7 protein-coding genes are annotated in these 14,086 nt (G+C 71.6%); 3 read left to right on the top strand and 4 right to left on the bottom strand.

Going from position 1 to position 14,086, the window contains the following annotated elements; genetic code table 11:
- Window positions 1-7 precede the first annotated feature (7 nt).
- On the top strand, window positions 8-391 hold the full coding sequence (locus J2S42_RS33470) for a VOC family protein (protein ID WP_307245686.1): 384 nt from the start codon (window positions 8-10) through the stop codon (window positions 389-391).
- Between the two features lie 18 nt (window positions 392-409).
- On the opposite strand, the gene J2S42_RS33465 is transcribed toward J2S42_RS33470, so the two are convergent.
- The 4 genes from J2S42_RS33465 to J2S42_RS33450 form a co-directional block, all read right to left on the bottom strand.
- A complete protein-coding gene (locus J2S42_RS33465; protein WP_307245684.1) occupies window positions 410-1,120 on the bottom strand; it encodes an SDR family oxidoreductase in 711 nt (236 codons plus the stop codon).
- A gap of 53 nt (window positions 1,121-1,173) precedes the next feature.
- Window positions 1,174-2,172, bottom strand: coding sequence for a serine/threonine-protein kinase (locus J2S42_RS33460; protein WP_307245682.1), 999 nt, complete (start codon window positions 2,170-2,172; stop codon window positions 1,174-1,176).
- Window positions 2,173-2,244: 72 nt separating this feature from the next.
- A complete protein-coding gene (locus J2S42_RS33455; RefSeq protein ID WP_307245680.1) occupies window positions 2,245-2,529 on the bottom strand; it encodes a hypothetical protein in 285 nt (94 codons plus the stop codon).
- A gap of 112 nt (window positions 2,530-2,641) precedes the next feature.
- Window positions 2,642-11,938: a hypothetical protein gene (locus J2S42_RS33450; RefSeq protein WP_307245679.1), complete on the bottom strand. Its 9,297-nt coding sequence runs from the start codon at window positions 11,936-11,938 to the stop codon at window positions 2,642-2,644.
- A 517-nt stretch (window positions 11,939-12,455) separates the two neighbouring features.
- Here J2S42_RS33450 and J2S42_RS33445 point away from each other — a divergent pair.
- Together J2S42_RS33445 and J2S42_RS33440 are read left to right on the top strand one after the other, a co-directional pair.
- Window positions 12,456-12,851: a MerR family transcriptional regulator gene (locus tag J2S42_RS33445; protein ID WP_307245677.1), complete on the top strand. Its 396-nt coding sequence runs from the start codon at window positions 12,456-12,458 to the stop codon at window positions 12,849-12,851.
- A 106-nt stretch (window positions 12,852-12,957) separates the two neighbouring features.
- The gene (locus J2S42_RS33440; RefSeq protein ID WP_307245675.1) at window positions 12,958-13,881 is read left to right on the top strand and encodes an NADP-dependent oxidoreductase; all 924 of its coding nucleotides are present in this window, start codon (window positions 12,958-12,960) and stop codon (window positions 13,879-13,881) included.
- Window positions 13,882-14,086 lie beyond the last annotated feature (205 nt).

The raw sequence follows: 14,086 nt of genomic DNA, 5'->3' as shown, positions 1-14,086 counted from the left end.
CGACGCCATGCATCGTAGTCGATTGTCCACCTGGCTCATCGACGTGCCGCGCGCCGACGCGGACCGGGCGGCCACGTTCTGGTCCCGCGCGCTGGGCGTGCCGGCCACACCCAGCGGGGACGAGCCGCAGTTCACCGGGCTGCGCGGCGCGTTGCCCGGCCTGACGCTGGCGGTGCAGGCCCTGGACGACGGGGACCCGCGCTACCACCTGGACATCGAGACCGACGACCTGGACGCCGAGACCGCGCGGCTGATCGCCCTCGGCGCCGAGGAGATCGACCGCTGGCTCGACTGCCGCATCCTCCGCGCCCCGGGCGGCCACCTGCTGTGCGTCATCCCGCTGCACAGCGACCCGGACGTCTTCGCCCGCCTCGCCACCGTCTGGGAGTGACCGGCCGGGTGCGACGGGTCAGCTGAAGAGGGCGGTGGGGATGTCGGCGTAGAAGAGGGCGGGGTCGCGGGAGAGAGAGGCCTTGACGTTGGCGGTGGGGATGTCGGCGATCACCTCGAGTGCGCCGGCCTCCAGGCCGTCCAGGGCCTTGGCGACCACCTCGTGCGGCGGGAGTTTGGGGACGTCGACGGCGGCCATCATGTCGGTGTCGGCGATGGCCAGGGCCAGCGCGGTGACCTGGGTCTTCTGGTCGGCCAGCTCCAGCCGGACGCCGTTGGTGAGCGACCACTCCGCAGCCTTGGAGGCGGCGTAGCCGTTGCTGGACGGGGCGAAGGCGTACCAGCTCAGCGCGGAGATGACGTTGAGGATGGCGCCGCCGGCGAGCGCGGGGGCGAACGCGCGGGTGACGTGCAGCGTGCCCCAGAAGTTCGTGTCGAACTCGCGGTGGATGTTCTCCGTCGACGGACCGAGCAGCGGTGCGTTCGTGGAGATGCCGGCGTTGTTGACGAGGATGTCGAGCTTGCCGACCTCGGCCGCCGCTGCGTCGATGGAGGCCTGGTCGGTGAGGTCCAGCCGGAGCGGGACGACGCCGGGGATGTCGATGAGCTCGGGGCGGCGGGCGGTGGCGTAGACGGTGGTGGCGCCGCGGGCCAGGAGAGCCTCCGCGAAGGCCTTGCCGAGACCGCGGTTGGCGCCGGTGACCAGTGCTGTCGTGCCGTTGATCTGCATACCGCCACGCTAGGACCTGACGTTGACGTCAGGGGCAAGTAGTGCGATCCGGATCACCGGCCCGGCTGCCGGCGCGGCGTCCAGATCCGGGTGTCGTCGCGTTCCCGGGCCTCCGTTGGCGCGTGGGCGGTGCCGCTCGCGTCCCCCGGAGCGGACGCGGGCGCGGCGGCCGGCGGCGCGGGGAGCGGGACGGCGGACCGCCACCGCGACGCCCGTGCCGGCCGGGTCCCGGCCGGTGTGCGGGTCTGCGCGAGCCGGTGCCGGCAGCGCGCGAGGATCTCGGCCGGCGCCGGCCGGGCGTCCGGGCCGGGGATCACGCAGGCGCGCACGGCGTCCGCCAGCCACGGGTCGGCGCCGTTCAGATCGATCTCGCCCCGGGAGATCCGCGCGATCCGCCGTTCCACCGGCCCGCCGCCGAACGGCTCGCGGCCGGTCGCCGCGTACGCCACCGTCGCGCCGAGCGCGAACACGTCCGCGGCCGGGGCCGGGGCGGCGCCGTCCAGCAGCTCCGGCGCGGCGTACCCGAGCGAGCCGACCTGCATGCCGCTGTGGGTCAGGCCGGCCTCGCCCGGATCCCGGGCCACGCCGAAGTCGATCAGGCGCGGGCCGGTGCCGGACAGGATCACGTTCTGCGGCTTCAGGTCGCGGTGGCAGATGCCGTGCCGGTGCACGTCGGCCAGGCCCTCGGCCAGCGCGGCCAGCAGCACGACCGCGTCCGTGACCGGCAGCGGCCCGGCCGCGGCGACCGCGGCCGCCAGCGTGGGCCCGGGTACGTATTCGGTGGCGATCCAGTACGGCGCCTCGGCCAGGTTCGCACCGGCCAGCCGGATCGTGCGCGGGCTCCGGACGGTCCGCAGCACCTCGGCCTCGCGCCGGAACCGGGCCGGCGCCTCCGGGTGCGACAGCCAGGCCTGCCCGAGCAGCTTGATCGCGACCGGTGAGCCGTCCGCGGCACGCCCGAGGAACACCGTGCCGGAGCCGCCGGTGCCGATCCGGCCCTCGACGTCGTACTCGCCGATCCGCTCGGGATTGTCTGGTTGTTGTGGTTCCACGCGCCCGCCTCCATGCCCGTCCGCGACATGCTCGCAGATCGGCCGGAAGCGGGCGGCACCGTCCCCGATGGATCAGGGGCACGTCATGACGTAGATGGCGATCCGGTCGAGCGCGGCGGCGTGCTGCGGCATCTCGCTCCGCAGCTCCTGGAGCCGGCGGGCCCAGGCGGCGCGGCCACCGGCACGGGTGTACGTGGGATGTCCGTGGATCGCGGCCGCCACCTCGCGCCGGCCGGCGCCGCGGATCTGGAGCCGCAGGGCGTCGCGGACCGCGTGGCCGACGCGGTCGGGTTCGCGCGCCACCACCGGCCGGCGCGGTCTTCCGGTTCTGAGAAGGACGGTACCGGCAGTCGACATGTCGCTCTCCCACCCGCGCCGCCGTGCTGACGGCGCTCCGACGCCGTGATGACGCCGCCGGAACACCCGCGGTTCACCGCCCGTTCACGACATGACCCAGATCACCTTCCGGTCAGCAGTTGGCGAGCGTGTAGTTGACCGCCTCGATCACGGCGGCACGTGCGATCTGGCCCGAGTCGCGCAGCATGTCGCGCAGCGCGTCCAGGCGCCCGACGAACGCGGTCCGGTCGATCGGGTCGACGCAGTCCGGCGGCGGCGCGCCCGGTTCCCGCGCGGTGACGGAGACCGACCGGACCTTGTCCAGGATCGCCTTCAGCGCCGGATCGGTGTGCGGGTCAGCGGCCGCCGCCCGCTCGGAGAGCGCCAGCACGTCCAGCACCGCCTCGAAGACGTGGGTCACGGCCCGGTCGACCGCGGTTCGCTCGGCGGCCCGCAGCAGGTCCAGCACCTGCCCCGGTGCGATCCGCCCGGCCACGACGAGCTGGAACAGCAGACCGTCCATGGGGAACCGCTCGCCCCGGCTCCCGGTCTGCGCCGCGAAGTCGTAGGCGAACGACGCCGGGACCGGCCCGCCGGTGTACGGGGGCTCGACCGCGAGGACGCTGTGCACGGCCGGGACCAGCCGCTCCGTGGGGCCGGGCGGCAGACTGAGCGCGACCCCGACGGCGGCGAGACGTGCCCCGTCCGGGTCGTTCGCGATCGCCGTGTCGAGCGCGTCCCGTACCCCTGGATCGGACAGCTCCTGTTCGTGTGTCCGCTGGTAGCCGGCCGGGTCCTCGGCCGTCAGCAGACCGGCCAGCACCGGCGGCAGCGCGGTGCCGTGCGGCACGGCCGGAAGGCCGACGGCGGCCCGGAGGAGCTTCGCGGTCAGCGCCGAAGCCTCCCCTGCCACGGCGCCGTCCTGGTCGATCAGCCGCCACACCTTGATCAGGTCAGCGGTCACCGCCTGCCGGACGACGATCGGCCGGAACCGTTCCCGCAGCTCGGCGAACACCTCGTCGGTGGCCTTGGTGCCGAGCGTGGTGATCACGATCGGCACCTCGCCCCACCGCTGGTGCGCGCGCAACGCGAGCTCGAGGTCGGCCAGCACGCCGGGTGAACCGTCGAACAGGTTCACGGACAGCACCGGACGGGACAGGCCCGCGGTCAGCGACACCAGATCTCCGTCCGCCCACGACCCTAGGCTGCGCGCGGCCGGCACCGGCCGGGCCGGCGCCTCCCGGCCGGACCACAGCGGCCGCAGCACGGTCCGGGCCGACGGGTCGAGCCGGATCACGCCGGCCGCGACCTGGTCGAGGAGGAATCGGATGTTCTGCACGTCGGCCTCACTCGGCGTGCTGTTCTCGGCCCGGTCCAGCTCCCGCAGCGCGGTCCGGGCCACCTCCGCGGCGTCGGAGTGCGGGAACCGGTCGAGCACCGCACGCACCCGCGCCTCGGCCGCGTCGACGTAGCGGCGCAGCTCGGCGACCTGGTCCCCGGCCGTGCGCGCGGCCGGCATCCGGGGCAGCACCGGCGGATCGGTGTAGGCGACGTCGGCGCGGAAGATCTGCGGGTTCGCCGGGGCCGGCTGCGTCATCAGCAGCGGTGCCAGCAACATATGGGTTCCGGAGCCGGCTCCCCCGCCGAGGCTCACGATGCGGTTCGCGGCCTGGTCCAGGAGCCGCCGGACGTTCTGCAGCTCGGCCGTGAGCTGCGCCTCGGCGATCTCGCCCGAGTTCTCGGCCCGGGTGATCAACGATCGCAGCCCGCTGATCGCGTCGTGCCAGAGCCGGGCGGCGACCTCGCCCTCGCCCGGATCCGCCGCCAAGGCCGAGACGACGGCCTCGCGGACGAGCAGGACCGTCTGCCGGAGGCGGAGTGCCTGGCGGAACGCGCTGCGCGACGCCCGGTGCGCCTGGACGAGCGCCTCCCACCCGCCGGCATGGAAGGGGTCGAGCACCAGGACACTGCTGTCCTCGTCCACGACGTTCCGGTGCCCGACCCGGATCGACCAGCCGGCGTCACGCAGCTCGGTGAGCAGGTGGTGCCCGTCATGAGTCTGCATGAACTCGTCGAGGGCCAACGGAGCGTGCACCTCGATGATCCGGCCGTCGGGGCCGACCTTCGCCCGCGCCATCACCGTGCGCGTTCCCACGGTCGACCGGTACAGGCCGAAGCCGGGAAGGACGAGGTCGTCGCGCAGCCGGGAGCCTTCCGTGACGATCGCGGCGATCAGGCCGAGCACATCGGTGTCCGCGACACCGAGCCCGATCCACTCGCCGATCATCCGGTCGACGTGTGCGCGGGGGTCGTCCACCCCGGGCCGGCCGCCGTCGCGGGCGATCCTCGCGAAGTGCTGGAGATCGTCCGGCGACAGCGGGTCGGCCGTCCACCGGCGGCCGCCGTCCGGGCCGGCCGAGGATCGCAGCAGGTGACGGTCGTCGCCGGTGGCGGGATCCACCACCCGGAAGGCGTCCTCGCCCTCCCGGCGCCCGGAGACCGGGCGCGTGCTGCCGTCGCCCATCGTCTCCGGGATCACGTCGAGCGGCTGATCGCCCACGGCCGGCGCCCAGCCGGGCTCGGTGCCGGTCCACGCCGGCCGCAGCGTACGCGGGACCGCGAAGTCGCCGTCCGGCAACGTCCAGCCCAGCTCTCCCAGCCGCTTGCGGGCCGTCGTGTGGGCGGTCCCCCGCTCCTGGCGGTACTCGCGGGCACCTTCGACGGAGGCCGGCCGGTCCGCCATGCGGTAGGCCTCTGTCCAGAGCCTCCGTTCGTCCTCGTCCGCGACGTACACCACGTCGAGGTGACGGCGGTCGCTGACGCCGGGGGCGGTGGCGTAGAAGACGGCCAGGTCCAGCGCACCCGGCACGGCCGAGGCGTTGTCCAGCCAGTTCATGACGACGCTCTCGGCGTCCTCGTCGATCTCGACGTCGATCACGCCCCGCGGACGCCCGTCCGGACCGTACACGTCGAATCCGAAGAACCCGTGCGGCTGTGCGTCCCCCTCGCCCGGCGCCCTGGCCACCACGTAGGAACCGTCCGCGGCCCGGCCGACGGTGTAGGGCGGCAGCACGGCGGGGCCCGGCCGGAACATCACGCCCATCGCCGGCAGGGGCGTGGCACCGTGGAGCGCGTCCATCAGCCGCACGTCGGCCGCGTGATACTGCCGCATGACGTACGACAGCTCGTCGAGCGCCTCGTCGAGCGGCATCGTGCTCAGCTCGGATGCCAGGTCGTCCAGTTGCCGGCCGGCGAGGCGCAGCCCCTGGATCCCGACGACGGCCGACGCGGGTACGTTCTCGCTGTCGTCACGTTCCGTCGCGTCGGCCCAGGTATGCAACTCGCGCAGACGAGCGCCTGCGGCCTCGACCACCGCCCGGACCTCGTCGATCGTGGTGGGCATCATCGACGCGATCTCGTCCCGGAGCGCCTGCGCCGACGAGGAGGTGCGCTCGGCCTCGGCACGGCGGGTGGCCTCGGCACTCTCCGCGAGGGCATCGAGGAGGTCCTCGGTGGGCATCCGGCCCGGGACGATCATCGGTAAGGGCTGCTGAGGTTCGGGCGCCGGCACGTGGCGCCTCTGGTGCACCTCGGTCAGCGTCTCCCAGGCGGCGGCCGTGTACGGATTGAGCGACACGGAACGCGAATACTGGTTACTGCCGTTCGTGCGGTCGGCCTCCACCGTCCACCCGGCGTCGTAGACGTCCGCGAGACGACGGTTCGCCGGCGCGGGATCGCGAAGGTCCGCCGGGAACTGCGACCGGTCGAACGCCAGCGGAGGCTGGGCCATGACGGCTCGGCCCTCGGCGTCGACCATGGCCCGGACCAGCACGAATTCGTCGCCGAGGACCATCCCGTAGAGCCGGAAGCCGAGCAGCAGCCGGTCCAGGCGCAGGAGCTCCCCGTTCGTCACCACGTGCCGGACGAACTCCTCGGCCGTCATGTCCGGCAGGCCGGCCCGGTCGCGCGCCCTCTCCCAGTGGCTCCGGTCGGCCGCCGGCAGCAGCTCGGCCGACCAGCGCTCGCCGCCACCCGGAGCGGTCCACGCGTGCAGCCGGCGCACGACCACGCCGGCGTCCGGTTCCACCACCTCGAACACGCCGTCCGGCGTGTGTCGACCGGACACCCGGCGGGAGAAGCCGCCGGCCACCGTCTCCGTCACGATCGCCAGCTGCTCCCCGGGCAGGGCCGGCGCCCAGTCGGGGGCCTCGTCCGACCATTCGGGCCGCAGTTCGTACCGGTCGGCGAAGTCGCCGCCGGGCAGGGCCCACCCGGAGCTCAGCAGCCGATCCGCCATGGCGTCCACGGCGTCGGCGCGATCCAGGCGATAGATGCTGATGTCGTCGAAGAGGAAGTGCCGCCCCCGCATGCCGAGCTCGTCCCGGAGAAACCGCCGCATCTCCTCGTCGTGCACGTCGACCACGTCGAGGAACTCGCGGTCGCTCATCAGCTCCGCCGCGTAGAAGATGATCAGCTCGACGGCGCCGGGGATCTGGGAGACGTCCTCGAGACGGATGGTGATGGCGTCGTCCGTCACCTCGATCGCCGACTCGATCGTGCCGCGGAACCGTCCGTCCGGACCCAGCACGTCGAAGCCCCGGAAGCCGTGCGGCTCGTCCACCCCCCTTGCGGCCGCGCGGGCCACGACGGTCGAGCCGTCCGGCGCGGCACCCACGGTGTGCCCGGGGTAGCTATCGTCCAGGGCACGCCGATGCAACTCCTCGAGGGTGGGCAGCGCATGCGCGCCGCGCACCGCGCGCGACATCAGCCGTTCCGCCTCGTAGAATGTGCGCACCAGCTCTTGGAGCGGATCGGAGTACTGATCGGTGTCGAAGCTGAGGTCCCCCTCGGACTGCCGCACCAGAAGTGCACGGAACGCGTTCAGCGCGGTGCGGGCGGCGGTCACGTCCTCCTGCCGTACCCCCGGGTCGGCGATGGCCTCGCCGAGTCCGGCGAGCGCCCGGTCGAGCACCGCTCCGTCCCAGCTGCGCAGCAGGTCGCCGGCCGCCTCCGCCTGATCGAAGGCCGACGATTCCGACTCCTCGCCCCCGGCCACCGGCTCCGGGCCGATGGTCGACGCGTCGGACATCCAGTCGTCCAGGTCCTGCCCTCGCATCGAGAAGACCTGCAGGTCGTTCGCACGCGCCTGATGCGCCTGCGCCGTGGTCACCGCGTCCCGGGCGAACCCGCTGTAGGGGTCGATCGTCAGCGTCCGGGTGTGCGCGTCGACGCGATTTCGGTGACCGGTCGACACCGTCCACCCGGCCCCGCGCAGCCCGGCGATCGGATCGGATCCGTCCGCACCGAGGCCGCCGTACATCGCCTCATCGAGTGCCAGCGGCCGGCGCGCTCGCACCACGCCGCCATCCGCGTCGACCATCGCCCGGACCAGGAAGACCGCGTCGTCCATCTCCAGCCGGTACAGGCCGAAGCCGGGGATGGCCAGATCGTCCCGTACGCGCGTGCCGCCCAGCACGACGGCCCGGACGAATTCGTCCGCCGTCAGGTCCTCCTCGCCGAACCACCGGGCGGCCGACGGCGAGAGCGCCTCGCCGGACCACCGGGGCACCCGGTCCTCCCCGGCCCAGGACCGCAGCCGCCCGACGACGGCACCGGTGTCCGGGTTCACCACGGCGAATCCACCGTCGTCGAGGTAGCGGCCGGAGACCAGCCGGACCGACCCGCCGTCCAGCGTCTCCATGATCACGGACAGCGACTCGATGCCGTCCGCCGTGACGACCACCGGCGCCCAACCGGGATCGACGCTGGTCCACGCCGGGCGCAGCACCTGACTTCCGGAGAACCCCTCGGCGGGAAGCGTCCAGCCGCGCTCCACCAGCCGCTCGCGGGCCTTCTCGTGGCTGACCGTCCGTTCCTGCCGATAGTCACGCGGATTGGCGTTCGGGCCGGACAGAACCTCCATTCGGTATTCGTTCTCACGGATGTCCCAGACCTTCTCGTTGCCGACGCGCAGTGAGTAGAAGAACTCGCCGGCGCTCACCCCGGTGGCATAGAAGGTGGTCAGGTCCAGAGCATCCGCGACGTCGGACAGGTTGACCAGGAAGTCCGTGGCGACGAAGCCGTCGGTCGTCGGGCCGGGCTCGGTCGCGTCGATCGATGCCTCGATCGTCCCGCGTGGGAGCCCGTCCGGGCCGAACACCTCGAAACCGGAGAATCCGTACGGCTTGTTCTCTCCGGGCGCCGGCGCCCTGGCCACGACATAGGAACCGTCCGGCGCCACCCCCACCGTGTACGGCGGAAGCGCCGATGCGGTCGACACCGCCCACGGGGGGCCGGCCCTGTCCTGCATGAGAACGGTGAGGTCGTTGTCCGCGGGGAGAGCGACGACCGGGCCGTCCGCCAGCGCACCGCCGGGCGCCCGGAACATCTCGGAGGCGGGCGCCAGCACCCGGCCGTCCCGCACCATCTCGGACACCGGCGCCAGCAGCGCGGTGGCCGGGAGGTCGCTCAGCAGCGGCACCAGCGTCTGGTTCGCCAGCTCGTACCGCTCCGCGAGCATCCCGGCCTGCACCCGCGCCTCATCGTCCGGCAGACCGAAGACTCGCTCCGCTAGATCACCGATCGCCGAGCGCAGCCGGTCGAGCACCTCACGCACCGCAGCAGCCGACGCCCGCCGTGCCGTCGAGATATGCGGTGATTGCTCCAGCACGTCGATCGCGGACACCACCCGGTCGTACATCTCATCCCATCGAGACCGAGCGGCACCAACCGCAGCCCGAACATCCCCCACCGACGACGGCAACGATGAGACGACGCCGGGCAGAGGAATGGACGACAGCACGTTGACGAACCGGTCATGCGACGCCGCAGGCGCACTTTCCTCGCCGTACGGGGCGTCCTCCGCGGCGGATCTTCCGCCGACGGTAATGCCCGCCCGAACCCCAGGTTCAGTGGTCAGCAGCGCCGTCATCGCAATGTTGCCGTTGGGCAGCATATCGGCCAGCTGACCGAAGTGCTCCGCTTGTCCATCGAGGAAGACGACGTATCCCGAATCATTTATGACGTTGAATACGTGTCCGACATTCACCACCTCGGGATCGGGTGACGGCGTCGGGTACTGCGCGATCAGACCACGGAAGCCGGCGCCCTGCGCGTTGACGTCGGCGATTACCCCCAGCGACCCGGCGATGGGACGGCCACTCATGTCCCGGTACCGCTTGAATGATTCCCGGAACCGGTACTCGAGGCCGATGCGAGACTGCACCGCGCTCGCATGGGTGAGCGTCCTCAATCCGCCCTCACCGCTCTGGTGGGCTTCCACTGCGATGGAGCAGTAGAAGCAGTTGTCGGTTCCGGCGTCCTCGTTCACATTGGTCTGTGGGTAGTAGCGACTTCGCAGCAGGTTCTCGTCCTCGGTTCTACCGCTGAGACCCCTGGCCACGACCCAGGCCGGCCCCCATGGTGTCTGCACCGACACTGCCACCCGCCGAAGCAGATTCGACTTGATGGCATTGTTGGACGGCACATACCACGTGTCGTAGAGGTTTTGCAGCGCCTGAGGATTCTGTGCATATCCCGGCATCGCCGCATACTGGGCGTACGACGCGTCCAGGTTGCGAGCCTGCTGGGCCAGGGAGAGAGGCGGAGGCGGAGGCGGCGGCGCGTAGCCGGGCGCCATGCCCGCACTCCGGCGGCCGACGGGTGCGTCGACCAGCGCCGCGGCCGAGGACGGCGTTCCGCGCAGAGCCTCCGTCTGACCCCGCTCGTCCAGCAGCAGCACGTCGGTGCCGACGTGCCGGAGCTCGGCGAGATAGCGGGCGAGGACGGCCGGTGGCGTCCTGCCGTCGATCTGCTCGGAGCTTCTCACGCGCTGACTGTCGAGCGGGATCAGGCCGCCGGAGCCGGTGGACGCCAGCCAGAACACATGCGACATCCCGCCCGGGCGCGGGGGCGTGCGTACCAGCACCATGGTGCCCGGCCGGTCGAGCAGGAGCTGCTCCAGCCCGTCCGGATCCCATGCCAGGGACAGCCTGCCACCGAGCCGGGCCGCCAGTGCCTCCGCCGACTTCGTCTCCAGCAGCTCGGCGTCGGCCGCGACATTGCCGGTCCGTCGATGCAGCGCCACGAACGCACCCCAGGCACGCTCCACGCAGTCCTCCGGTGGGAGAACGGCCGGATCGGCCACGGACGCCGGGATCTCCACTCCCATCGTCCACCGCTTCACCCGGTCCAGCGCGGCGGCGCGCTGGTCCGCATCGGTCAGATTCGGCCGGGCCACGGGTTCCGCGGTGAATGGTATGTCGGCGTACTCCAGCGCCAGGGTGACGAGGCCAAGACCACCCAGCCGCGCGTCGCGGCCGGGTGCGGTACCGGACGGACGCGTGTCGTCCGGTGTGGTGAGGTCGGTGCCCGTGGACCGCATCGAGTCGGACGAGTCCGTCGACGTCACCGAGTCGAACGAATTCGTCCGGGCCAGATCCACCGGTCGGTCCGGGCCGACCAGGAGCGATTTCAGGTCGGTGCCGGGCAGAGTGCGCAGCAGGGACACCGCGTCCTGCGCGGGCATCAGGCGGATGGCGGCGCCGCCGTCCAGTGCCGGGTTGATCCAGGCCAGGCCCTCCGGCCGGGAGACCAGCCAGCCGAGGACCGGGCCCCTGCCGGTGATGTCCGTCCGGATCAGGGCGCCGGAGCCCGGCGTGGCGAGCAGCGTGGCGACGATGTCGGCCGGGTCGGTGGGGATCGCGGATCCGCCCCAGGCGCGCAGCACCTCGTCGGCGCTGACCGGCTGCACGGACCGCTTCAGCGTGGCCCCGTCGATGTCGGCCGGGAGTCCGAACAGCGTGATGCCGGCCGCGAGCGCGTACGTGGCGCTCAGCGGGCTGTCTTGCTCGTCGCCGCTCAGCCTCGAGGGGACCAGCAGGTCGTCGCGGATGGCGGACGCGCGGCCGGCCAGCGCGACGAGCCGGTCCCAGGACGGGGGCGCGCCGGTCAACGCGGCGTGCAGCGTCTCCCGGGCGGCGGCCTGAGCGCGGGACAGCACGCGTACCGCCGAGGGGTCGGCCGGGTTTTCCAGACCCGATTCATCCAGCGGTACGACACGGGCGGAGCGTTCCATGCCGGGCTGGTACGGCGCGTGCTTGGCGAGGCCGAACACCTCCGCGAGCTCTCGCCAGTTCGCCTGGTCGATGCTCTCGCCGGGGAGGGTGCCGAGGACGAGGCGGTCACGGATCGGCGCGGGCAGGTCGGCGAGCGCGCGGCGCAGCCGTTCCAGCGCACCCGGCTTGAGCCGGGTCCGCTCCTGGATGTAGACCATGGTGGCGCCGGAGGCGCGGGAGGCCCGGAACGCGCCGGTCAGGGCGATCGGGTCGATCGGGTCGGTCATCGGCCCGTCGTGGTAGAAGACGCCGCCCGGTACCGCGATGAAACGGCCGTCCGCGCAGATCAGATGAAAGTCCCCGGCACTCGCCACGCCGCTCTCCTCACCCGGCGCCGCCGGACGTGGCGGCGCTGATGACCAACTGACGCGGCGGCCGTCTCATCGGTTCACCATCAATTAATAGAAACCTCCCCTTCTCGGGCTTCGAGGTGGAGTATGGCCCGCCTCCGCGGGGAGACGGGCCCGGCTTCCGATCAGGGACAGGTGGTGACGTACAGCGCGACCTGGTTGAGGCTGATTGTCTCCGCGCATCCGGACACCGGATGAACACCACTTTTGACACCGCAAGATCGATGCTGGATTTCATGTTCACGAGTTTCGACACCACAGCTTTGTGAGCTCGGTACGACTCGTCTTGGTGCCGCGTGGCAAGCTCGTGTCCCGTTACGATCACCGGGTGGAAACGTGGCGATAGTACCCGGATGGGCGTTTCTCGACCCGGGATTGAGCGTTTCGCCGTGGTTGATGTGCGTGGGGTTGGGTCCCACCCCTGCATCTGTGATCTGCCGGTGGCCTGAGCGCTGGAGCACGCGGGCGTAGGCTTGAAGGAATGCGGATCGGCGAGCTGTCCAAGCGTACGGGCGTGAGTCCACGCTCGTTGCGGTACTACGAGGAGCAGGGCCTGCTGACCAGTGCACGCTCCGATGCTGGGCAGCGTCACTATTCCGATGCCGAGGTCCAGCGGGTGTTGCTGATCCAGCAACTGTTCGCCGCGGGTATGTCCAGCCGGGTGATCGCGTCTGTGCTGCCGTGTGTGGACACCCCGAGTGACCCTGCCGGCATCCAGTCGGCGTTTGTGGCGATGACGCGCGAGCGCGATCGGATCAACGCGGATATCGCCCACCTGGTCGAAACCCGTGACGCACTCGACGTGCTGATCAAGATCAACCGCGAGCATTGGGTGGAGCCGCCGACGGCCTCGGTCCCGGTGACGGCGTCGGCCTGACGCTGTGACCCGCACCTCAGCCGGTTGCCCTTCACATCAGTGTGAGCGGTGAGGATGGCTGCGGCGCCCGGAACGACCGGGCCGGTCGCACCGGAGGTGGCAGAAGATGGGACAGGCGTGGGGTTTCGGCAGTTATGGCGGGCCTGAGGTGCAGGAGCTTTTCGATCGTCCCGATCCTGTCCCGGGTCGCGGCGAGGTGCTGATCCGGGTCGACGTGGCCGGCGTGAACCCCCTCGACTACGTCGTGCGCTCGGGTCCGTTTCCCGGGGCCGACGGCGGACGTCCGTTTCCCCTTGTCCTGGGGATGGAGGCAGCGGGAACCGTTCTGGCCCTGGGCGAGGGCGTCGACGGGCTCGAGGTGGGCGACGCGGTCTTCGGCATGGCACTCACCGGTGGTGGCACCTACGCCGAGACGACGGTGCTGTCGGCCCCGCACACTGCTCGCATCCCGGTGGGCCTGTCCGCAACCGTGGCGGCAACGCTGCCCGTGGCCGGGACGTCCGCAGTAGATGCGCTCGACCAGATCGGCCTCTCGGCCGGCGCTACGGTCTTGGTCAACGGGGTCGGGGGCGGTGTCGGACTCCTCGTTGCCCGGCTGGCCGTCGAGCGCGAGCTGCGGGTGATCGGCACGGGGAGCAGCACCAAGCGCGAGCCCGCCGAGGCCATCGGGGTGCAGTTCATCGACTACACCGCCGGGGACGTTGTCGCTGCGGCACGCGAGCTGGTGCCGGACGGCTTCGATGGGATCGTCGACCTGGTCGGAGGCGCCTCACTGCGGACGGTCGCTCCTCTGGTCAAGGATTCACGCAACATCGTCGCCGTGAATGATATGTCGGTGACCGAAATCGGCGGGCGTTTCGTCGAGCGTCGTTTCGACCGGGAGAATCTGGAGCGGGCCGCCCGGCTCGCCCTCGACGGAGGTCTCACACCCGTGATCACTGCGGTCCATCCGCTTTCCGACGCTCCGGCCGCCCTCGCTGCTGTCGAGAACGGCCACAGTGTGGGCAAGGTTGTTATCAAGATCGGATGAGCCATGCCCGGCCGGCTGACGCCAGAAGCCGGCCGGGCACATCTCAGACTGCCGCGAGTCCATGCACTGCAACCACCCGCGGCCAGGGCCCGAGCAGACACCGGGACCAACTCCCGACCGAACGGGACCGCTGCCAGAGCTGACCGTTTCTGAGTCGGAACTGCTCTGGCATGGCGTTTATCCGTCGGTTTTGACACCACGGTTG

It is taken from the genome of Catenuloplanes indicus, from assembly GCF_030813715.1.
Lineage (GTDB): Bacteria > Actinomycetota > Actinomycetes > Mycobacteriales > Micromonosporaceae > Catenuloplanes > Catenuloplanes indicus.
The sequence above is the reverse complement of the archived record's forward strand: the minus strand, read 5'-3'. Positions and strand labels throughout refer to the sequence as shown.